The 20,008-nt window shown below is 59.2% G+C and carries 21 protein-coding genes; 18 read left to right on the plus strand and 3 right to left on the minus strand.

Features of this window, described 5'->3' with window-relative positions:
* The first annotated feature begins 3 nt into the window (after window positions 1-3).
* From GNZ13_RS03435 to GNZ13_RS03455, 5 genes are read left to right on the plus strand one after another with little or no spacing between them, the layout of a single operon-like run.
* Window positions 4-885 (plus strand): BKACE family enzyme, encoded by an 882-nt coding sequence (locus GNZ13_RS03435; RefSeq protein WP_172160490.1) that lies wholly within the window; start codon window positions 4-6, stop codon window positions 883-885.
* Window positions 882-1,421 (plus strand): gamma carbonic anhydrase family protein, encoded by a 540-nt coding sequence (locus GNZ13_RS03440; RefSeq protein ID WP_172160491.1) that lies wholly within the window; start codon window positions 882-884, stop codon window positions 1,419-1,421. The genes GNZ13_RS03435 and GNZ13_RS03440 overlap by 4 nt, the downstream gene beginning before the upstream one ends.
* Window positions 1,422-1,431: 10 nt before the next feature.
* On the plus strand, window positions 1,432-2,409 hold the full coding sequence (locus GNZ13_RS03445) for a quinone oxidoreductase family protein (RefSeq protein ID WP_172160493.1): 978 nt from the start codon (window positions 1,432-1,434) through the stop codon (window positions 2,407-2,409).
* Window positions 2,406-2,756, plus strand: coding sequence for a cupin domain-containing protein (locus tag GNZ13_RS03450; RefSeq protein ID WP_172160495.1), 351 nt, complete (start codon window positions 2,406-2,408; stop codon window positions 2,754-2,756). Before GNZ13_RS03445 ends, GNZ13_RS03450 begins: the two co-directional genes overlap by 4 nt.
* Before the next feature lie 60 nt (window positions 2,757-2,816).
* Window positions 2,817-3,584, plus strand: coding sequence for an AraC family transcriptional regulator (locus GNZ13_RS03455; protein WP_172160497.1), 768 nt, complete (start codon window positions 2,817-2,819; stop codon window positions 3,582-3,584).
* A 29-nt stretch (window positions 3,585-3,613) separates the two neighbouring features.
* Here the strand turns inward: GNZ13_RS03455 and GNZ13_RS03460 are convergent, their stop codons facing one another.
* Window positions 3,614-4,711, minus strand: a complete 1,098-nt coding sequence (locus GNZ13_RS03460) for a LacI family DNA-binding transcriptional regulator (protein WP_328807168.1) — start codon at window positions 4,709-4,711, stop codon at window positions 3,614-3,616.
* Between the two features lie 318 nt (window positions 4,712-5,029).
* Between GNZ13_RS03460 and GNZ13_RS03465 the strand changes: the two genes are divergently transcribed.
* The 11 genes from GNZ13_RS03465 to GNZ13_RS03515 all read left to right on the plus strand — a co-directional run bounded on the left by GNZ13_RS03465 (window position 5,030) and on the right by GNZ13_RS03515 (window position 17,374).
* Window positions 5,030-6,028 carry a sugar ABC transporter substrate-binding protein gene (locus GNZ13_RS03465; RefSeq protein ID WP_216674693.1) on the plus strand — a complete coding sequence of 333 codons (999 nt, stop codon included), beginning with the start codon at window positions 5,030-5,032 and terminating at the stop codon, window positions 6,026-6,028.
* 218 nt (window positions 6,029-6,246) lie between these two features.
* Window positions 6,247-7,635 (plus strand): sugar ABC transporter ATP-binding protein, encoded by a 1,389-nt coding sequence (locus GNZ13_RS03470; protein WP_236001787.1) that lies wholly within the window; start codon window positions 6,247-6,249, stop codon window positions 7,633-7,635.
* 3 nt (window positions 7,636-7,638) lie between these two features.
* Window positions 7,639-8,610 carry an ABC transporter permease gene (locus GNZ13_RS03475; protein WP_172160499.1) on the plus strand — a complete coding sequence of 324 codons (972 nt, stop codon included), beginning with the start codon at window positions 7,639-7,641 and terminating at the stop codon, window positions 8,608-8,610.
* The gene (locus GNZ13_RS03480) at window positions 8,607-9,614 is read left to right on the plus strand and encodes an ABC transporter permease (RefSeq protein WP_172160500.1); all 1,008 of its coding nucleotides are present in this window, start codon (window positions 8,607-8,609) and stop codon (window positions 9,612-9,614) included. The genes GNZ13_RS03475 and GNZ13_RS03480 overlap by 4 nt, the downstream gene beginning before the upstream one ends.
* A 538-nt stretch (window positions 9,615-10,152) precedes the next feature.
* Window positions 10,153-11,271, plus strand: coding sequence for a porin (locus GNZ13_RS03485; RefSeq protein ID WP_172160501.1), 1,119 nt, complete (start codon window positions 10,153-10,155; stop codon window positions 11,269-11,271).
* Between the two features lie 108 nt (window positions 11,272-11,379).
* Complete coding sequence (locus GNZ13_RS03490) at window positions 11,380-12,510, plus strand: YncE family protein (RefSeq protein ID WP_172160502.1); 1,131 nt, start codon at window positions 11,380-11,382, stop codon at window positions 12,508-12,510.
* A gap of 150 nt (window positions 12,511-12,660) precedes the next feature.
* Complete coding sequence (locus GNZ13_RS03495) at window positions 12,661-12,990, plus strand: hypothetical protein (protein ID WP_172160503.1); 330 nt, start codon at window positions 12,661-12,663, stop codon at window positions 12,988-12,990.
* Between the two features lie 224 nt (window positions 12,991-13,214).
* The gene (locus GNZ13_RS03500) at window positions 13,215-13,727 is read left to right on the plus strand and encodes a GlcG/HbpS family heme-binding protein (protein ID WP_407945601.1); all 513 of its coding nucleotides are present in this window, start codon (window positions 13,215-13,217) and stop codon (window positions 13,725-13,727) included.
* 39 nt (window positions 13,728-13,766) lie between these two features.
* Entirely contained in the window at window positions 13,767-14,969 is a 1,203-nt protein-coding gene (locus tag GNZ13_RS03505; RefSeq protein ID WP_172160506.1) for an acetamidase/formamidase family protein, read from the plus strand.
* A 107-nt stretch (window positions 14,970-15,076) separates the two neighbouring features.
* A complete protein-coding gene (locus tag GNZ13_RS03510; RefSeq protein WP_172160508.1) occupies window positions 15,077-16,366 on the plus strand; it encodes an MFS transporter in 1,290 nt (429 codons plus the stop codon).
* A gap of 48 nt (window positions 16,367-16,414) precedes the next feature.
* Window positions 16,415-17,374 carry a fumarylacetoacetate hydrolase family protein gene (locus GNZ13_RS03515; protein WP_172160510.1) on the plus strand — a complete coding sequence of 320 codons (960 nt, stop codon included), beginning with the start codon at window positions 16,415-16,417 and terminating at the stop codon, window positions 17,372-17,374.
* Window positions 17,375-17,438: 64 nt separating this feature from the next.
* Here GNZ13_RS03515 and GNZ13_RS03520 read toward each other — a convergent pair whose 3' ends face one another.
* Window positions 17,439-18,305, minus strand: a complete 867-nt coding sequence (locus GNZ13_RS03520; protein ID WP_172160512.1) for a helix-turn-helix domain-containing protein — start codon at window positions 18,303-18,305, stop codon at window positions 17,439-17,441.
* A gap of 314 nt (window positions 18,306-18,619) precedes the next feature.
* Here GNZ13_RS03520 and GNZ13_RS03525 point away from each other — a divergent pair, with 314 nt between their 5' ends.
* Window positions 18,620-19,408: an alpha/beta fold hydrolase gene (locus GNZ13_RS03525; protein ID WP_172160514.1), complete on the plus strand. Its 789-nt coding sequence runs from the start codon at window positions 18,620-18,622 to the stop codon at window positions 19,406-19,408.
* Window positions 19,409-19,431: 23 nt separating this feature from the next.
* Here GNZ13_RS03525 and GNZ13_RS03530 read toward each other — a convergent pair whose 3' ends face one another.
* A complete protein-coding gene (locus tag GNZ13_RS03530) occupies window positions 19,432-19,635 on the minus strand; it encodes a hypothetical protein (RefSeq protein ID WP_172160516.1) in 204 nt (67 codons plus the stop codon).
* Window positions 19,636-19,882: 247 nt separating this feature from the next.
* Here GNZ13_RS03530 and GNZ13_RS53420 point away from each other — a divergent pair, with 247 nt between their 5' ends.
* Window positions 19,883-20,008, plus strand: a complete 126-nt coding sequence (locus GNZ13_RS53420; protein WP_268959129.1) for a hypothetical protein — start codon at window positions 19,883-19,885, stop codon at window positions 20,006-20,008.

Genomic DNA, 20,008 nt, shown 5'->3' on the forward strand with positions numbered 1-20,008 from the left:
AATATGCATTCCCGCAAGACCATCATCACCTGCGCTGTAACAGGCAATATCACCAAACCTGAGCAACATCCGGGGCTGCCGATCACACCCGAGCAGATCGCGACCGCTTCGCTCGAGGCGGCACGCGCCGGCGCGGCCGCCGTTCACATCCACGTGCGCGATCCCGGGACGGGGCGACCCTCGATGGAGGTGGCGCTTTATCGGGAAGTCATCGAGCGCATCCGCGCGGTGAATGTCGATCTCATCATCAATCTGACCACAGGCCCGGGCGGCCGCTTTATCCCGAGCGACGACGACCCCAGAGTCGCGGCGCCTGGCACCACCTTGCTGCCGCCGGAAAGGCGCGTCGAGCACATTCTCGAACTCAAGCCGGACATCTGCAGTCTCGACCTGAACACGATGAACTCCGGTGCCGACGTTGTCATCAATACACCTAAGAATGTCACGCGCATGGCCCACGTCATCCGCGAGGCGGGCGTCAAGCCTGAGCTGGAGATTTTCGACTCCGGTGACTTGCACCTCGCGTTGGACCTGATCAAGGAAGGCGTTCTTGACGGCCCGGGGCTTTGGACCCTCGTGATGGGCGTCAAATACGGCTTCTCGGCCAGTCCGGAAACGCTTCTCTACGCGCGTAACCTGCTACCCCGTCAGGCCGTCTGGTCGGCCTTCGGTGTCGGCCGTTTCGAATTCCCGATCGTCGCCCAGTCATGGCTGGCCGGCGGCCATGTCCGGGTCGGCCTGGAAGACAACATTTACATCGCCAAGGGCGTGCTCGCTAACAGCAATGCGGAACTGGTCACGCGTGCTTGCGACATCGTGCACTCGCTCGGAGGCGAACTGGCGACCAGCCAGGAGGCGCGCGAGCTGTTGGGGCTGAACCGATGAGCGCGCTTCAGGATGCGTCGGTATTCGGCGCGCCACAGGTGGATCCGAGCGCCTACATCGCGAATGGCACGACGCTTGTCGGCGACGTGGCAATAGGTCGTCAGTCGTCCGTTTGGTACAACTGCGTGCTGCGTGGCGACGTCCAAAAAATTGTGATCGGCATGCGCACGAACATCCAGGACGGCACGGTCATCCACGGCACGACTAACGGTCTGCCCGTCATCATCGGCGATGACGTGACCGTTGGCCATGGCGCGATTTTGCACGCCTGCACCATAGAAGACGCGGGGTTTGTTGGGTTCGGTGCGCGCGTACTCGATGGGGCTGTCGTCAGGTCAGGCGGCATGCTGGCTGCAGGGGCGGTCCTCACGCCGCGCAAGATGGTGGGTGCGGGTGAGTTGTGGGCGGGAAACCCGGCGCGTCTGTTGCGCACGCTGAATGACGAAGAATTCGAGGGCATGGCAGCGTCTGCTGTCCGCTACGTGGCACTTGCCGAGCGTTACAGAACCGCTCGACCTGTCATCTTGACCTTTTAGGAAATAAAAAATGAAAACAGTTCGTGTCATGGAAAAGAGCGCCGATATCGACTCGCTCGATCTGCACATTGGCCCGCAAGATGCGCCAGACGTCGAGTTTGCCGAGTGTCTCGTGCGCGTGGTGAGCGCCGCCGTGAATCCGAGCGACGTGAAAGCTGTGCTGGGCTTCATGCCGCATGCGGTGTGGCCGCGCACGCCGGGGCGGGATTACGCCGGCATTGTTGTCGAGGGGCCGCAGGAGATGCTCGGCAAGGAAGTGTGGGGCAGCGGCGGCGAGCTGGGTATCCGGCGCGATGGCACGCATGCCGGCTATCTCGCCGTGCCCGTGGGCAGCGTGCGCGCCAAGCCGGGAAATCTGACCATGGAAGAAGCGGGCGCGATCGGCGTCCCCTTCGTTACCGCCTTCGAAGGACTGCAACGGGCGGGTGGCGTGGAACAAGGCGACGTCGTGCTCGTGCTGGGTGCAAACGGGAAGGTGGGGCAGGCGGCGATACAGCTTGCGACCCAGGCTGGGGCGAAGGTGTTGGGTGTCGAGCGCACGAATGCACCGTACATCGGCCATGCCAACGCCGACGTCACCATGATCGACGCCTCGTCGCAGAACGTCGACGAGATGGTTCGTGAATTGACAGATGGCCATGGCGCAGACATCGTGTACAACACGGTTGGCAGTCCATATTTTGAAAAAGCCAACAAGGCCATGGCGGTGCGAGGGAAGCAGATTTTCATCTCTACCATCGAACGCCCGGTGCCATTTGACATCTTTACGTTCTATCGGGGGCAGCACACCTATGTCGGCATCGATACGCTCGCACTCGACAGCACGGAAGGCGCGCTCATTCTCGACGCGTTGTTGCCGGCTTTCGAACGTGGCACGTTAAAACCGTTTCCCATCGTCGAGGATTTTGTCTTCGATCTCTCCGACGCGGCGCTCGCGTATCAGGCCGTTTTCCGTGGCGCGGCTAACCGGGTTCTGCTCAAGCCATGAACATAACCCGCTTCGAAGATGCGCCGGAATACTTTCCACCCAACCATTTTTCGATGCGGTGCGTCCGGCTTCAGGGCCATGAAGCCGGACCGGCGGAGTCGCTGTGGCTAGGCGTTTCGGCGATCGAGCCGGGCGGCTACACCACATCGGATGCGTCGCCCGTTGAAAAACATTATGTGGTGCTGGAAGGTGAAGTCGTCGTCATGACCGATGAAGGCGAGGCTATTCTCGCGGCCTTCGATTCGTGCCGCATTGCGCCGGGCGAGCGGCGGGCATTGCACAACCGCTCCCGCAGCCCGGCGAAGATTCTGCTGGCGATGCCGTTTCTGCGGCCTGAGCAATGCTGATGAGGCGACGGCAGTGATTACCGCCCGCGTGCTTTCCATGGCGACCCGCAAAGCTTGCGCATGATGTATTCCACCGGTGTTGTGACGGATATGCGGCTTGGCGCGGGTGAACAGCGGCATGCCCAAACCGCCGCTGTCGGCTGCTTTCTCTATGTGCGGCAAGGCGGCGTGTGGATAACGGTGGGGCGGCGCGCGTACTGTGTGACGCAAGGCAATGGCATCTGGCTTCCGCCGGCCGTCACACATAGCGTCTCTGCAGTGTACGAAGCCGATATTTGCGCGCTTCGAATCGATACCGGCCTGAGCGCCGATTTCGTACCGGCGGCGCGCGTTCTACACTGCTCCGACGTATTGATCGCGATCTTCTCGGCCTCGCAACGATCGACTATCGAACGCTCATATGCGGCGGTCGTGGCTCTGGTAGCCGACGAGCTGCGTGCGATACCTGAAATTGCCGGGAATTTTGCTGTCCGCATGCCCTCATCGGGAAGCCGTGTCGCGGCGTTATGCGAGGCGCTGCTCATGCATCCAACCAAGGATATGGCGATTGAGGACGCGGCAAGCCGGGCGGGAGTCAGCTGCCGTACGTTGAGCCGGATTTTTACCAAAGAACTGGGTGCCAGTGTCGGCCGATGGCGACGGGAGGTACAGGTAGGCGCGGCGATGTGCGCACTTGTGCACGGGATTTCCGTAGCGGAGACGGCCCGTGTTCTTGGATTCACATCGAGCGCGTTTTCGACGTTCTTTAAATCGCGGATCGGCAATGCACCGCGCGAATGGCTCGCGCGTCAGCGCATCAGGAGGCCTGAACGAAGCGCTTCAGGTTGATCCTTACCGCTTCTGTGCTCATTCTGCACTCACTCAGCAGAAGCAGACGCGGTTTTCGGCGCTTTCGCTCGTAGCGGCGCGTTGCGTGGCATGGCGGTCGAGCCGCGAACCATGAGTTCGGGGGGGAGCGTAATGCGGTGTGGGGCCGCACCCGGTGTCGCAATCATTCCGAGCAGCAGTCTTGCGGCCTGCCGGCCCATTTCCCGGTGCTGGATGCGCAGCGTGGTTAATGGCGGATGGAGCATGTCGAGAAGCGGCATGTCGTTGTGACCGATGAGCGAAATATCTGTGGGGCACACCAGACGTTGTTCAGCAAACACGTCATAGCACCCCAGCGCGATCAGGTCATTCGCGGCAATGATCGCGGTCACGCTTTTGTGCTCCTTCAGCAGCTGGTCGCAGGCCACCCGGCCCGCTTCACGCGTGAATTCAGCGGCCTCGAGGATGACGGTTCCGGTCAGGCGGTGCTGCTGCGTCGCCATCTGGAAGCCCTGGATTCGCGAGAGCCCGGTTGCGAGGCGCTCAGGGCCGGCGAGATGCGCAATCCGCTTGTGCCCCAGCTGCACCAGGTGATCGACCGCAAGCTTCATGGAGAGGAAGTCGTCGTTGATCACTTCCGGAACCTGCCCGCCTTCCTCCGCGCGATTCACCAGCACGACAGGTATGCCATCGAGAATGCAGCGGCGTACTAACGGGTCGTGACGGGCAGCGGTGGCGAGAACCAGGCCGTCGACCTGGCGCTCGAGCATCTGCTCAAGCATGCGTTCCTGGTCTTTCAGCGTGCCAACGGTGTTGGCGATCAGGACGCCGTAGCCTTCGGCCGCAAGTTCTTCCTCGATGCCGCAGACAATTGGTGGAAATACCGGGTTCTCGATATCGGGCAAGCACACCCCGATCACCCTTGACTGCCCTCCGCGAAGCGCGGACGCGAGCTTGTTCTGACGGTAACCCAAGGATTTCGCGGACGCCAACACTCTGCGGACGACTTCGTCCCCAATCAGGTGACGGGTTGCAGGATTGAGGGCGCGCGAGACCGTCGACGCGTTGACAGACGCATGCAGCGCGACTTCGCGAATGGTGACGCGGCTCGTTGCCCGGGATTCTGATGTTTTGGCCATGGAAGTCATTGTATAGGTGCAAAGGGTTGCGCTCAATGTTGCAAGTACAAACCCCAGGCGCCGAACGTCATAAATGAATTGACAAAGGTATCTGTCGGACTAGTATATGCATACGTTTGCATAAAGATTGTTGCACGATAAAAAGCTAGGAATGGCAAGCAGGATGCAGTAACAGCTTAATAATTGAATTGCCTTCAAGCAATCGATTGCATGAGTTGTGCGCAAGATTGGAGGTGCTTCCCGGGATGCATTCCCGCAACCGGGCTGGCGTACCGGACTCGGGCACTCGCTTGAGGGCCGCCAAGAAATAGTTAAACGGAGACGACCTTGAAACTGACGACAGAACTGACGAGCCGACTGGCGAAAAAACGCATTCTCATCACCTGTGCGTTCGCACTGGGCATTGCCACAGGGCCAAACGCATTTGCAACAGGCGAGAGCGTTGCGGCCTTCTACAAAAATCAGGTCGATCCACATTTCGCGCTCGTCCACGCCGGCGTCGATGCAGCAGCAAAAGATCTCGGCGTTTCGGTGACCCATTACGCGCCGACGCGGCCCAACGATCTTGGCGAGCAGCTCAGCGAGCTCGAGGACGTCAGTGTCAAAAAACCCAGCGTCGTGCTGTTCATGGGCGTCAATCCTCATGGCGTCGTTCCGGAGATCGAGAAGGTCAATGCGATCGGCATCCCGATCATCAACTACAACGACCGGGTCGCAGGCGGTAAATTCGCCTCCGTCGTGGTTGCCGATGACTTCAATCTTGGGCTGGACGTCGGCCGCTATCTGCTGAAGAGCATCGGCGGGAAAGGCAATGTCGTCATTCTTGAAGGTGTGAAGGGTTCCACCACGAGTGACGAGCGGGTACGCGGTTTTCACAAGGCGCTGGAGGAGTTTCCGAACGTCAAGCTGCTCGCCTCCCAGCCGGCGAACTATCAGCGTTTGCAGGCGCTTCAGGTGATGGAAAACCTGATTCAGTCGAATCCAAAGATCGACGGTGTTCTCGCGGCAGCAGACGTGATGGCGATGGGGGCCATTGAGGCATTGGAGGCAGCCGGCCAGAAGCAGGTCAAGGTGGTGGGTATCGGGGGCGTGCCGGAGTCAGTCAAGGCCATCAAGGACGGCCGACTGCTGGCGACCGCCGAATTCAACGGCTACAAGATGGGCTGCATTGCCACGATGGCGGGCGTGAGGACTGCGCGTAAGGAGTCCGTTCCGCAGACCATTCTGATCAAGGGCATCGTCATCGACAAGACGAACTATGCGCCATTCGAAGTGCCGGGCGACAAACGGCAGTGTCCGAAATGGGACGAAATCGTGAGTAACTAACGAGGCAGGGGTTCGCGCTGCAGCGGTGCCGGATATCGCTCGAACGATACGCCGGCATCGCCAGCGACGGCTCAAGCCGCAAAGTGAAGGCAAACATGGAAACAACGATTCCGACCCCAGCCGTGCCTCTTCTGGAATTGCGCAAGATCTGCAAGAGCTTCCCGGGTGTGCGCGCCCTGACTGACGTCGACCTTCAGCTGTACGCCGGTGAAGTGCATATGCTTCTCGGGGAAAACGGCGCAGGGAAGTCGTCCTTGATGAAGGTACTGTTCGGCGCGTACCGAGCCGACTCCGGCGAGTTCTTCAGCGACGGCCAACCGATAACAATCGAGTCGCCTGCTGACGCCAAACGACTCGGCATTGCGGTGATCTTCCAGGAGTTCTCCCTCGTACCGCATCTGAACATCGCGCAGAACATCTACCTTGGGCGCGAACCGCGCAATCGTTTTGGTCTGATCGATCATCGCAAGATGCATCTCGATGCGAGAGCCGCGCTCGAAGAACTTGGGCTTGCCTACGATACCCACGCGTACGCGGCCGACCTCGGCGTCGCGCAGCAGCAGATGGTGGAGATCGCGAAGGCGCTCTCGCACAATGCCCGCGTGGTGGTCATGGACGAGCCGACGGCGGCGATTTCCGATCGTGAGGCCGAGGCGCTGTTCAGTGTCGTCAGGAAGCTGCGCGAGTCAGGTGCCGCGATTGTCTATATCTCCCATCGCATGAAGGAGGTGTTCGACCTGGGCGATCGCGTCACGGTACTGCGTGACGGCCGCCTGGTGCAGTCGATGCTGGCCACCGCGGCGACACCCGATGAACTGATCGCTTTGATGGTGGGCCGGTCAGTCGGGACGGTGTACAAGCGCCAGTATTTCGGCGAGCCGGGCAAGGTCGCGCTCGACGTGCGCCAGCTGACCACCACAACCGGCGTTCGAGGTGTCGATCTGCAGGTCCGGTGCGGCGAGATCGTCGGACTCTCGGGACTTGTCGGCGCCGGGCGCACCGAGGTCGTGAGAGCGGTCTTCGGCGCCGACCCGATTCAAACCGGCGAGGTCACCGTCTTTGGGCAGGCTGTGACCGGCGGTCCTCACAAAGTCGCGGCGATGGGCGTGGGCCTGATTCCTGAGAACCGGAAGCAGGAGGGGCTGGCGCTGAAGCGCTCCGTGCACGAAAACCTGCTCACCGCCAGCCTGTGGAAACTCTTTCCGAGAGGGTGGTATCAAGCGGAGAAAGCAAGGAGTGCGACTAAAGCGCTCATCGATTCCCTGCGGATCGCGCCCGGTGACCCCGGTAAGAGCGCACGTGTCCTCAGCGGCGGCAATCAGCAGAAGATCGTGATTGGCAAATGGCTCAGTGCCGGCTGCCGGCTGTTCATATTCGATGAACCGACGCGCGGTATCGACATAGGCGCAAAGACGGAAATTTTCAATCTGATCGAGAAACTGATTAAAGACGGCGCCGCCGTTCTGCTCATCAGTTCTGAATTGACGGAAATTGTTCACGTTTGCGATCGCGCCTACGTCATGCGCGAAGGCGTGGTCTCGGGTGAATTGCCCAGAGAAAGCTTGAGCGAACAGAACATTCTTCGCCTGGCGATGCACGGGAGTTAAATCATGGAAGCAAGCGTTGAAAGAATCAGTGTGATACGAAAGCGGCGGCCTGTGCCGTCGATTGTCGCGGCGAGCGGCGTACTTGCGGTGGCGGCGATGCTCGGTGTGCCCGGGTTTGCATCGAGTGGCAACATCACCAACATCGGACTGCAGGTCTCGATCCTGCTCATGATCGCCATGCCGATGACGCTAGTCATTCTGAGCGAGGGGCTCGACCTCTCCGTGGGTGCGCTCCTCAGTCTCTGTGCGGTCGTTTTCGCTCAGACTCTGGGGTTGGGGTGGGGCATCGCGCTGGCGTTATGTGCCTCGGTAGCAGTGGGGATGCTGACAGGTCTCTTCAACGGCGCACTCATCGCGAAGCTGGGGCTTCCTCCCTTTGTTGTCACGCTCGGTACGCTCGGCATTGCCCACGGTATCGCGCTAGTGCTGACGGACGGCAACGCGGTTGTCGTCGGGAACCCCAGCGTCGCCCAGCTCTACGCGTGGACCCTTTTCGGTATTCCGTTTCCGGTGATCTTTGCGCTCTTAGCGTATGCACTCACCCATCTCCTGCTGTATCACACCCGGTTTGGCACCTATGTGTTCGCCATCGGCGGTAATCGGGATGCGCTGCTTCTTGCCGGTATCAAAGCCAAAGCCTTTCACATTGCGATCTATGTCTTCGGTGGCTTGATGGTCGGATTGGCGGCGCTGGTGCTGGTCGGTCGAATGAATTCCGCAGAGCCCAACTCGGCGATCGGCATGGAGTTCGATGCCATTGCAGCTGTCGTCCTCGGCGGCACGTCTTTCGAGCGTGGCGAAGGATGGCTGTTCGGCACGGTCATGGGCGTCGTGACGATCGGCGTTTTACGCAATGCCTTGAATCTCCTTGGCATCGAGTCCTCTCTGCAGGTCGTTTCCGTCGGGATGCTGGTACTCCTTGTCGTTGTTATCGATAGTGTGCGCAAGTCCAGAGTGAATGGAGCGAAAGCATGAGTATTCTGAACAACTCCCGCTTCGTATGGTCCCGCGTCAGCCAGCTGGATGTGCGTCATCATGTCCGTGAGGAAACGGCCACGCTGATCTATCGCGCCATACTCATCGTTCTGATTGCGATGGCGTTGGCTTTCGCGACGTCGGCGTTCTCTGCAGCCCCCAATCTGCTCAACGTTCTGCGTCAGGCGAGCCTGATGTTCCTGCTCGCCTCCGGGCTTACGTTGGTGATCCTGTCTGGCGGCTTTGATCTCTCGATTGCGGCCAATCTTACGTTGTCGGCCTGTCTCGCGGCAGGTGTCATGAAGACGGGCGGGTCGCCGGTTCTGGCGGCCGCAACCGCGCTTTCATGCAGTACGCTGATCGGCCTGCTCAATGGTCTCGCCGTGACGTTGCTGCGGCTTCCACCGTTTCTTGCCACCTACGGGATGCTTTGGGTCGTTCAGGGGCTCGCGTTCCATTACATGGGCGGTAACGAAATCTACGGCTTTCCGACGGGGTTCAGAACACTGGGGACAGGATTCCTCGGCGGCATACCGTTGCCTGTGTACATGATGGTATTCGTGCTGGTTGGCGCGACGATCGTCACGGGAGGGCTCAATTTCGGCCGGGAAATCTATGCGATTGGTGCCAATAGCGAGGTTGCGAGGCTCTCAGGCATACCGGTGCGCCGGCGCAAAATTGCTGTTTATACGATAAGTGGTTTGATGTCCGGGATTGCGGCGCTCATCTATCTCGCGCGGGTCAATGCCGCAGATTCAGCCATGGGCGAGCCGCTTCTGCTTCCCGTTATCGCGGCCATATTGATTGGTGGCACGTCACTGTTCGGTGGCGCAGGGAGCTTGCTGGGCACGTTGTCAGGGTGCCTCATTCTTGCGCTCGTGATAGACGGGATGAACCTCCTGAACCTCAACGCAAACTGGCAGCCATTGATCATTGGCGCCGTTCTGCTCATTGCCGTGCTCGCGGACGTGCTCGGACGGGGCAGAAAAGAGCGGATCGGCTGACTCTGCTGGGCGATAAATGACCTCAGGGTTGTTTGTCGCTCATCGTGTTGTTCGTCTTGCATGCCCTTTGCCGCCGTTGCCGCTATTTCCAGTTACCGATAGTCACGAAAACGGACGCTTTGATAAGCGGCGAGACTTCGAGGTCAAGGACTTTAATCCGCTGTTCCGTATCATCTGGATAACGATTCGGTCGACGCAAACGCAATCGATTGTTCAATAAATTTCATCTGACTGATTGAAATACCAAGGGAAAACGTGAGTCAAATAATTTTTGACGAGCAAAGATTACGCACTAAGATGCAAACGATTGCATAGGTATTGCAGAAGTAGAGCTTAAGGAAGGATTTGGCGTGGTGGTGGGTCGGAAAGCCGGCTAAGGCGACGACCGAGGCAATCTGGCTGTCTTGCAGGTGTGTCGCGTGTTTGTTTTAGCCTGTCTTTCCTTCCTAGAAGATTCGTACAACGAATATATAAATGCGAGCTGTGAATTCGGAAGCGGCTGGCAGTGAATCCATTACTAAGAGCGAGTGAGGAAGACATGAAACGAAGGCTGATTGCCGCGGTCATTGGTGCGGGGCTGTGCAGCGCTGGATTGAGCTGTGCGAGCTTTGCGCAGAGTAGCGTGACGATGGCGGGCAAACTGGACGACGGTATCACGTTCGTCGACAACGAAGGCGGTCACCACAATTACAAGGCCGATAGCGGCGTGCTGTTTCCAAATCTTTGGATATTGACGGGTGTGGAGGATCTGGGCGGTGGCATCAAGACTGTGTTCAAGTTGTCGACGCTGTTCAACCTCAATAACGGCCAGCTCAATCAGCCGAACACCTTATTTGGCCAGCAAGCATGGGTGGGTCTGCAGACCGACTACGGCACGCTGACAATGGGTAATCAGTTCGATTTCAGCGCGGATTTCTTTGGCCAGTTCAACGTGGGCTCCTCCGGTAGCGGCTACGCGATTCACCAGGGCGACTTCGACCACACCAACAATGACCGCCTGAAAAACTCCATCAAGTACACGAGTCCCGTGTGGGGCGGTTTCACATTTGGTGCGATGTACGGCTTTAGCAATACGCCGGGAAGTTTTCATGACGGAAGCGGTTGGAGTGCCGGTTTGCAATACGCCAATGGACCTTTCACGATCGGCGCAGCGTACACGTACCAGGCCAAGCCCACGCTCGACCCCTATGCGCAAATTGGTGTCCACTCGTTCTTCAATGTGCCTGTCGCCACTGTGTCGAACAATACCGCGACCGACCTGGCGCCGGAGTTCCAGATTAGCTCTCTGGGGACGTTCGGGATCGGTGCGTCCTATGCGATTGGAGACTTCACGCTCTACGGCAACTTCAGCGATACCGTCCTGAAGTACCAGGCCAAGACCTCGGTCATGCATGTCTATGAAACGGGCGCGACCTACCAGGTCACGCCTGCCACGCAGCTGGTTCTCGGTTATCAGCACACCGGCTTCGAAGGCCACACGTGGAACCAGGTGACCGCAGCGGCGCTTTATTCGCTGTCGAAACGTACCCAGGTCTACATCTCCTCGGACTACCTGAAGGCGTCATCCGGAGTGGACGCTGTCATCGGCGCGAGTTTCCAGCCCTCGCTGGCGGGTCAGCAGACTGACGTGCGAGTCGGCATCTATCACGCTTTCTAACCACGCTTTCTTCGCAGGTTTGTCTGCGTTGCGATAACCGAATTGGGGAAGTGCTCCCCGTCCCAGCAGCGACTGGAAATTTTAACGACTGATTGGAGGAGTCAACACATGAAACGTACATACCTTGGACTGGCTTTGGCGGGTACTTTGGCGGTCGGCGCTTATACGTGGGCGAGCGAGGCGGCCCAGACCGCGCCCAAATGGCTTGCGAATATTCCGGTGACGAGCGCCAAGCCGTTCGGCTTCGATATCAGCGCGTCGGCGGACGGCAAGTACTACCTTGCCGACGGGGCGAACGCCACGCTGGACGTGTTCGACGCGAAAACAGCCACGCTGGTTGACCAGATTAAGGCGGACTTCGCCGGCATTGGACCCAGCCATGACAAGTCGGGCCCGTCGGGAGTCACCCCGGTGCCGGGCACATCGCTGGTGTACGTTGGCGACGTCAACTCGGTCAAGGTGATCGACGTCGCAACCAAAAAGCTGGTTAAGACCATTACCGTCAGCACGTCCGGTATTCGCGCCGACGAGAGCTGCCTGGACCCTGAGCATCATGTCGTGATGTTCTCGAGCGGCGCAGAGGAGCCGCCTTTTGCCACCTTCATCAATACCGAGAGCCAGGAGGTGATCGGGAAACTCCCGTTGAAGGACTCGACCGGTCTCGAAGCGTGCGCGTATGACCCGAAGGGCAAGAACTTCGTGTTGAACAACGATGGCACCAAAGCCAATCCGAAAGGGGAGGTCGATGTGATTCCGGTCGCGTCGGTTCTCGCAGGCAAGCCTGTCGTCGCGAACGTATTCGTGCTGAAGGGCTGTGAAGGTCCGACCGGCCTCGCAATGGGTCCGGGCAACGATGCACTGATCGGGTGTGATCCTGACGAGGGTGGCAAGCAGGCTACGTTGATCATCGACCGTACGAACGGCAAAACCGTCGCCGAGTTGCCGTTCGGCGGCGCGGACGAAGTCGTGTACGACCCGGTGTCCAATCGCTACTTCCTGGCCGCCGGTCACCGTTCGGCGGACAACGTCTCCCAGGTCGGCAGCAAGACGGCGAAGTTCGACCCGGCGCTCGGCATTATCGACGCCGCTACGCGCAGCATCGTCGCGATTGTTCCGACCACGATGGGCGCGCACTCGGTGGCGGTGGACGGCGAGTCTCATCGTGTCTTCGTGCCGCACGGACCGGGCCACTCGGAGCAGTTTGCGGGTGCTGGTGTAGCGGTATTCGCGACCCAGTAAGCGATCCGGTAAGCGACCCGGCAGTCGTTCGGCACGTGTGACTCGCAGTCGGACGCTGCCGATTCCCCAGGACTTCGTCAAACGGTCCTGGGGCACCTTGCACCACACTCCCTCCGCCCTCAGTAATCCAACTTTCAAAGAGACTCAATCATGGTCCAGTTTCGTGCAGTTTCAGCTGCACTCGTCGTGTCGCTTGGTTTGATGCTAATCGAGGCGCCTGTGGCGACGGCTCAACCGGCTAGTGGGGAGCAGGCGTCCTCATCCATGGGCGCCTCAACGCCGAAGCAGATCGCCAAGGCCCAACGGAAGGCTGCGCGCAAGGCACGGCGGGAAAAGAAGAACGCCGAGTTGAAGGCACTCGAGAAGAACGGTTATCGAGAGTCAGGCAATCAGGATAACTATCCGCAGAATCTCATGGATGCGGAGCGCAAGGCCGCTGCATCGAAAGCCGCTGCGCCGGCATCCGCATCGGGTCAGTAACACGCTCAACTTTAAGGGTGACGCTGGGGGTTATGTCCTCAGCGACAAGCCCGATCAAAAATTATCGGACTTGTTGGTAAGCGCGCGATCTTTCTGGTTATAGCGATACGCGCCCCCCAGCATAAGCTTCATCTATCGAGCGCCGCTCGAGGTGTCATGAAGAGGAGACTAGCTTGAGATTCTGTCGTCCAGCTCCGTTAAACAACGCCCTATTGGCCACATTAGTGGGTTCGGCGTGCCTCGTTTTTCTGAGCAACGTTTGTGTCGCCGAGACGACTCAAGCGCAGCAGGCAGCGGCCCCGCTTGCAAGCTATTCGCTGAGTATCAAGCAGGCAATGAAGCTTGTTGAGATCGCAACGGCAACCGCGCAGAGCCGCCATCTCGCGATGAGTTTTGCCGTGCTCGACCCGGGAGGCCACCTCATTATGGCTTTACGCATGGACGGTGCGCCCTTTGCCAGTGTTGATTTCGCCCGCGGCAAGGCCTTCGCCTCCGTTGCGCTCGGTGGCCAGTCCGGCGCAACGCTGGAGCAGCGCTTCAAGGATGATCCTTCGGAGTACAGCAATGTTTCCGGTGCGGGTTATTTCGCGCCGTTTCTGCCGGCACGGGGTGTGTTTCCCGTCTTTGTCGGTGGGCATCTGTTAGGCGCCGTTGGCGCGAGCGGTGCACCCTCGGAGATCGACGATCAGGTCGTCAAGGGTGCAATTGAAGCAATCGGTGCAACGACTGCGCGATGACACGTCGTGTCCTATTGAAACGATATTGGGAAAATTTTCATGAAACGCGAAACAGAACAACGCGATGCAGTGGCAGTGACAAGCGAGGCAGAAGACAGGCACGCCACGACACATGATGCGACAGACGCTTGCCGTCGCTCGATCCTGAAGCTTGGTTTCGGTGCATTTGCCGCGGGCGCTTTAGGTTTGTCCGGCGCAGCTCGCGCGCAGAGCGGTACGTCACAAGGTGCGGCCGTCGCGGCAGCCGCGCGCGAAGGTCAGACCATCAAACTCGTGCCGTCGCTGGACACGGTCAAGGTCGGGCAGATCGAGCCCAGCGCGCCGACAGCAGTCACGATCAAGTCGGGCGATACCGTCTGGTATGACGGCACATGGACCAATTGGGGCAATGAGGCAAAGTATGGGCTGACCTTCAAGGAGCGCGAGCCGATCCGCAAGAAGTACCCCAACGGTCCCTTCTCGCTGATTGGGCCCGTTTCGATCATCGGCGCCGAAGCGGGCGATCTGGTCGAATGCCGTATGTTGAAAATGCGGCCGATCGACTGGGGCTGGAATTCCGCGCCTCCCGGCGTCGGCGCATTGCCGCACGATTTCAAGCCTTACCTGCGCTATCTGAAATTCGACAAGGACAGGACCGCCGCCGCGTATGTGCCCGGCGTCAATATTCCGCTGAAGCCATTTCAGGCGTATATCGCCGCGCAGCCGGCCGGCGAGAAACCCATCAGCGCAAATCTGGCCGGCAATTACGGCGGCAATCTCGACTGTGCCGTGCTGGGTGTGGATACATCGATCTTCCTGCCAGTACAGGTCACCGGTGCGCGGGTGTGGACGGGCGGTTCCATGGGCGCCTCGGGTGAAGGCAACGTCGATCAGACCTCGATTGAGACGGCTTTCGAAGAGATGCGTATCCAGTACATCCTGCACAAAGGTGCCGCACTGAATGTGCCGATGGCGGAGACGCCTGACCACTGGATCGGCTTCGGGTTTTCCGACTCCCTCGAGAATTCACTGGTGGCCTGCTTGCGCCAGATGATCAGCTGGCTGTCCGCCGCCAGCGGCATTGCACCGGAAGATTGCTACGGAATCTATAGCGTGGCCGGTAGCTTCCGTGTGACGCAATACGCCAATCAGACCGGAACGGTTTACTCGACTATTCCGCCGAAGGGTATTCACTGCATGCTTCCCAAGCGCATTTTTTCCCCTGCGCTACAGGAGCGCATTGCAACGTCTATCCGCGCCTAAACCCATGATGGTGCGTCAGTTCAACAGGCGTGCACTAACGCCTGGCTACAGCATTGCGAGCGGGCCATGTGCCCGCGCAGATGCCAGCGTTGTAAGGAGATGATTCGATGAATGAGAAAGACCCGAAACCGTCTATAGAAGGCGGCTTGGCCAAAACGCGCCGCGCAGGACCGATACTGGCCCTGTTGGTGTGCTTCCTGGTGATCGTTCTAGACGGATTCAACACGACGTCGATCTCCTTTGTCGTGCCAAAGCTCGCTCATGAATGGCACCTGGCGCCGGCGCTCTTCACCACCGTTTTTGTGGCGACGAACGTTGGCGCGGCGATCGGTTTCATGATTTCCGGTCCTCTCGCTCAACGTTTCGGACACCGTGCCGTCGGCGTCGCCAGCGTTGTGCTGTTCGCCGGGAGCACGCTGCTGACTTCGTATGCGAACGATATCGCCAGCTTGTCCGTCATGCGTCTCGCGGCGGCCATCGGTTTGGGCGCGGCGTTGCCGATCGCGATTACGGCGGCGGCCGGCATCATGGGCGCGAAGCATAAGGTGGCGGCGTCCCTGCTCGTTACGACTGGCATGTCCGTGGGCGCGGTCACGGGCGGCGTGGCAGGTGGTCCTCTGATGAGTCACTTCGGCTGGCAGTCCATCTTTGTGACCGGTGGTGTCCTGCCTTTCCTGCTGGTTGTTGCGTTCTTTCGCATCCTCCCGGCGCGCAGCCCGGTGATAGCCGATGCCGCCGCCGTGCGTGTGTCTAACCCGCTCAAGGCGCTGTTCGAAAATGGTCTGGGCGCCTACACGTGCCTGCTGTGGCTGTTTTCATTCCTGATCTTCATGGACGTCTATGCATTGCTGTTCTGGGTGCCGACGCTGCTGGTGGATTTCGGCTTCTCAGCGGACCATGCTTCGGTCGGCATGGCGGCCTTCAGTATCGGTGGTCTGAGCGGCAACATCGTGATGACCGGGGCTGTCGCGATCATGACGCTTGCCGGCAGGCTCAGGGTGAAATCGGCTCTGGTTCTGGGATTGTTGCTGGTGATTATCAGCATTGCCGGCCTTAGTCAGGTGGCGGTGACGCCGGGCATCGTGCTGCTGCTCATCGGCGTGATCGGCGCCGGTCTGGTCAACGGCATCATGGGTCAGACCGCGCTCGCAGTCGCTTTCTATCCGCCGGAGATACGCGCGACCGGGGTCGGCTGGGGGCATGCGATCGGGCGGGTCGGTTCCTTCGTTGGGCCGGCGATTGGAGGCGGCTTGCTGTCGCTCGGTTGGCCGGTACGCGATATCGTCCTCACTTCCGTTGCGCCCGCTGGCGCTGCGATCCTCGCGCTCGCCGCCTTGTCGTTGATCGGTCGTAGAGCGGTTCAAAAGTTTCCCGATAGCGCCGTGGTGGAGAACTGAGACTCGCCACGTCCTACTATTTAATCCAACGCAAAGACACGCTCGATCATGAAGATTATTGCTTACTCCGACGCTGGCCGCATCGCACTTGGAATCGTCACCAGCCCGACCCATTTCGTTGCTGTCTCCGACATCGCCCCGGACCTTCCAGCCAGCCTCATTTCAATCCTGGAACAGGAGGATGGACTAACGCGGCTGCGGCTGGCGGCAGAAGGACGGCAGGGCGATCGTGCGCTCGCTGACGTCACACTCAAGCCCTTCCTGGACCGCCCGAACGCGATGTGGGCACTGGCGTTGAACTTCAAAAGCCATATCGCGGAGACGGGACTTCAAACGTCGATGGAATTTCCCCACCTTTTCATGCGCACGGCTGCGTCCTATGTCGGCGCCGGCGAGCCGATTCTGGCGCCGCAGGAATCCGTTGCACGCGCGTTCGACTATGAGGGCGAACTGGGTGTCGTCATCGGCACGCCTGGTCGCTATATTCCGGTGGAGCGAGCGCTGGAACATGTGGCGGGTTACACCTGCCTCAACGAAGGATCGGTTCGCGAGTTCCAGATGCACAATCGTCAATTCGGCCTCGGCAAGAATTTCGAAGCATCCGGGTCCTATGGGCCGTGGTTGATGACCCGTGACGAGTTTGGCGATCCTGCCACGCACACTATCAAGACTCGCATCAACGGTGTCGTTCGTCAGAGCGCACCGCTCGACGATATGTTGTTGGGCGTTGCGCAAGTGATCAGCTATCTCAGTCAGGGCTATCGTTTGCGGCCCGGCGACCTGATTGCAATGGGAACGCCCGGCGCGTTGAAACCTCAGCCGGACGATGTCGAGGGCCACGATCTCTCGCGTCAATACGGTCCCTTTCCGACACCGGGGCTGGTGCATATGCGGCCGGGAGACTGGGTCGAGATCGAGATCGATGGACTGGGCGTTCTCGGCAATCCGGTAGTCGCCGACGCGTCCAACAGTGAAAGTGGTCACGTAGTAGAGAAGTCCGCGGCCTGATTCCGGTTACGACAATCCTGGCTTTCAGAGGGTGTGGGGATCGTTCGAGGCCCCACACCCTCGTTCAGCCGCGCTGATTGTCCAGCGTCACCGAATGCCTGCGAAACTCACTGGGTGGCACACCCATGTGTTGAGCGAAGAAACGGGTGAAGTGGCTGTGTTCTTCGAACCCCAACTCTTCGGCTACATCGGAAAGCGGTTTATCGCTAGCGCCAAGCAACTGGATCGCATGCGACATGCGGACCCAATCGATATAGTGCTGCGGTGAAATGCCCATGCATAGTCGGAATTGCTGGAAGAATCTCGACCTGGATAGACCGACTTGAGCCGCCACCTGGGCAACGGTGGGATTCGTCACTGACGCGTGCTTGATGAAATCCACTGCTTTGCGGATGCGAAAATCGATCGGCCTGCCTGACGGAATGATGCCGGCGGTCAACGCAGGATCGGCAAAATCTCGACCGAGTGCGGTCACCAGATCCGCAAGAATGGGCATGCAATCGTCGTCCTGCGCGACCAGGTGGTTGGTGATCGCCGCGGCGATACGATCCACGTGATGCCGCACGTCCGGCGTGACGACGACCTCGGCTTTCGGGAAAATACTCGCGGTGCCGTTTTCAGCGAGTTTCAATTGCTGGCGCAGCCAGGGTGCCTCGATCACGAGGGAGAGGATCAGGGAAGGCTCGCCGTCGCTGCTGCTTTTCGAGTGTTCGACCCAGGGATTCAGACAGATGGCCCGCTCGGCCGTAAGCGCGCAATCGTCTGCGCCGACGCGGAATTTGCCGTTGCTTCCGCCAAGCTTGAAAAGAAACTGGTATTGGGAGTGAGCGTGAGCGACGAGCGGACGGCTAATGAAGTTCACCGTTGCTCGCCCGAAACTTCCTTGCAGAATCCAGACGGGCTTGTCGCCATCAATTGGTACTGTGGTCATACCCAACATTTCTCCTCGTGGAACGAGGCGGTGCATTACGCTTTGCCGGGTTCCATGAATACAAAAAAGACGCTTCGATAAGCGGCGAAATCTTGCGGCAAGCCAGTCGATTGACAGCACGCATAGACGTTACTTAATCAAAAGTGAGGAGTGCAGTCAATGGGTAGAAACGTGCTATGACATGCATGGAGATTTCCAAAAGGGGGTTCAGAAAATCGGGACGATTTGACAAGCAATCGGCGCTTTCGGTCAGGTGTTCCAGCGGAGGTCGGCTTATATTGAATCCACCGTGTTATTCGAAAGTAGGAATAGGCATGCCGTTTTTTGAACGAGAAGGGATACGCTTCGCATACGATGAGTTCGGCCCTGCCGGGGCACCTGTCGTTGTCTTCAGTCATGGCTTCCTGATGGACGGCGACATGTTCCAGCCGAACATCGCGGAACTCCGGAATGAGTTCCGTTGCGTCGTATGGGATCAGCGAGGTTTTGGTGCAACCGGAGCCGCAACCCGGGCGTTCAGCTACTGGGACTCCGCACAGGATCTCATCGCCTTGCTCGATCATCTGGAAGTTGCCTCGGCATCGCTTGTCGGCATGTCTCAAGGCGGATTTATATCGATGCGTGCGGCGTTGCTCGAGCCGGATCGCTTTCGAGCGATCGCCCTGATATCGACAAGAAGCGACGTCGACTCCGAGGAGGTCCAGCAGTCATTCGAAGAGCTGAAGGCGGAATGGGCACGCAATGGCGCAAAAAATGTCGCGCAGAATCTGTCGGCGTTTCTGTTCGGTCCGGAGTACGCAGCGTCGGCATGGATCCGGAAATGGATGAATGCTAGTGCGGATCACTTCGAACATCCGGTCAATGCCCTTGTCTCGAGAGACGACATCACGCCACGCCTTGCCGAGATTACGCATACGTCGATCGTGTTCCATGGGCGCGACGACGCCGCCATCAGCCCAGGCTGCGCGGAAGCGCTCGCCGCCCGGTTGCCGAACTGCAAAGATCTTGTTCTGGTCGACCGAGCGGGGCACACGCCGAATTTGACGCATGCCGATATCGTGAATCCGCCGTTACGAGATTTCCTGCTTCGCTATGCACGCTAGGGCGAGCCACGTACTCGTCGATCTTACTTGCTACCCGGCACGGTCTGATTGTTGTTTTGTGGCGCCGGAGCCGGTGTATTTCGATCCGTACCGCCCTGATCCGCATGGGCCGGTTGATAGCGGGGGTGTTCGTGGTCGTGATTCACATGCATATGCTCACTGGCAAAAGCCGGCGTAACAAGGGAAATGCTTAAAACCACGACCGTGAAAAACGCAGTGACTTTCATGATGATGCTCTCCGCTTGAGCTGAGGGGCGTCGGTTCAACGCCTTAACTATTCTAGGCATCGCGAGGACTAGCGGAAACCCTTGAGTGGCTTGATCTAAATGATCGCATTCAAGTCATTCGTTTTACGGACAACAAGTTGGCGATGTCTTCGATTCCGGCGGCGACTTCGCCCGCGCTTCGGCCGTCTTTGCCTCCCCCGACGACATCGCGCGCGAGGCCGGTATCGATCGGGACGGCGCGGCCGCTATGTTCATTGCGGCTGGACTCGGAACGCTGCAGACGGGCGACAATGCCGCGCAGCCATACCGGGCCCGGCTGAGCGCCATGGTCGACACGCTGGTGGCGGGGCTCACCTGCCAGGCGAAAGCATGA

Origin of the sequence: Paraburkholderia elongata, from assembly GCF_013177735.1 — a bacterium.
GTDB classification, from domain to species: Bacteria; Pseudomonadota; Gammaproteobacteria; order Burkholderiales; family Burkholderiaceae; genus Paraburkholderia; species Paraburkholderia elongata.

What these genes read in the sequence shown, in the direction of transcription:
- GNZ13_RS03530 (WP_172160516.1), bottom strand. Translation starts at nt 19,635, where the DNA reads ATGAAAGTCACTGCGTTTTTCACGGTCGTGGTTTTAAGCATTTCCCTT.
- GNZ13_RS03460 (WP_328807168.1), bottom strand. Translation starts at nt 4,711, where the DNA reads ATGACTTCCATGGCCAAAACATCAGAATCCCGGGCAACGAGCCGCGTC.
- GNZ13_RS03525 (WP_172160514.1), top strand. Translation starts at nt 18,620, where the DNA reads ATGCCGTTTTTTGAACGAGAAGGGATACGCTTCGCATACGATGAGTTC.
- GNZ13_RS03485 (WP_172160501.1), top strand. Translation starts at nt 10,153, where the DNA reads ATGAAACGAAGGCTGATTGCCGCGGTCATTGGTGCGGGGCTGTGCAGC.
- GNZ13_RS53420 (WP_268959129.1), top strand. Translation starts at nt 19,883, where the DNA reads ATGTTCATTGCGGCTGGACTCGGAACGCTGCAGACGGGCGACAATGCC.
- GNZ13_RS03480 (WP_172160500.1), top strand. Translation starts at nt 8,607, where the DNA reads ATGAGTATTCTGAACAACTCCCGCTTCGTATGGTCCCGCGTCAGCCAG.
- GNZ13_RS03470 (WP_236001787.1), top strand. Translation starts at nt 6,247, where the DNA reads ATGCTTCTCGGGGAAAACGGCGCAGGGAAGTCGTCCTTGATGAAGGTA.
- GNZ13_RS03495 (WP_172160503.1), top strand. Translation starts at nt 12,661, where the DNA reads ATGGTCCAGTTTCGTGCAGTTTCAGCTGCACTCGTCGTGTCGCTTGGT.
- GNZ13_RS03475 (WP_172160499.1), top strand. Translation starts at nt 7,639, where the DNA reads ATGGAAGCAAGCGTTGAAAGAATCAGTGTGATACGAAAGCGGCGGCCT.
- GNZ13_RS03510 (WP_172160508.1), top strand. Translation starts at nt 15,077, where the DNA reads ATGAATGAGAAAGACCCGAAACCGTCTATAGAAGGCGGCTTGGCCAAA.
- GNZ13_RS03515 (WP_172160510.1), top strand. Translation starts at nt 16,415, where the DNA reads ATGAAGATTATTGCTTACTCCGACGCTGGCCGCATCGCACTTGGAATC.
- GNZ13_RS03445 (WP_172160493.1), top strand. Translation starts at nt 1,432, where the DNA reads ATGAAAACAGTTCGTGTCATGGAAAAGAGCGCCGATATCGACTCGCTC.
- GNZ13_RS03450 (WP_172160495.1), top strand. Translation starts at nt 2,406, where the DNA reads ATGAACATAACCCGCTTCGAAGATGCGCCGGAATACTTTCCACCCAAC.
- GNZ13_RS03490 (WP_172160502.1), top strand. Translation starts at nt 11,380, where the DNA reads ATGAAACGTACATACCTTGGACTGGCTTTGGCGGGTACTTTGGCGGTC.
- GNZ13_RS03505 (WP_172160506.1), top strand. Translation starts at nt 13,767, where the DNA reads ATGAAACGCGAAACAGAACAACGCGATGCAGTGGCAGTGACAAGCGAG.
- GNZ13_RS03435 (WP_172160490.1), top strand. Translation starts at nt 4, where the DNA reads ATGCATTCCCGCAAGACCATCATCACCTGCGCTGTAACAGGCAATATC.
- GNZ13_RS03520 (WP_172160512.1), bottom strand. Translation starts at nt 18,305, where the DNA reads ATGACCACAGTACCAATTGATGGCGACAAGCCCGTCTGGATTCTGCAA.
- GNZ13_RS03455 (WP_172160497.1), top strand. Translation starts at nt 2,817, where the DNA reads ATGATGTATTCCACCGGTGTTGTGACGGATATGCGGCTTGGCGCGGGT.
- GNZ13_RS03440 (WP_172160491.1), top strand. Translation starts at nt 882, where the DNA reads ATGAGCGCGCTTCAGGATGCGTCGGTATTCGGCGCGCCACAGGTGGAT.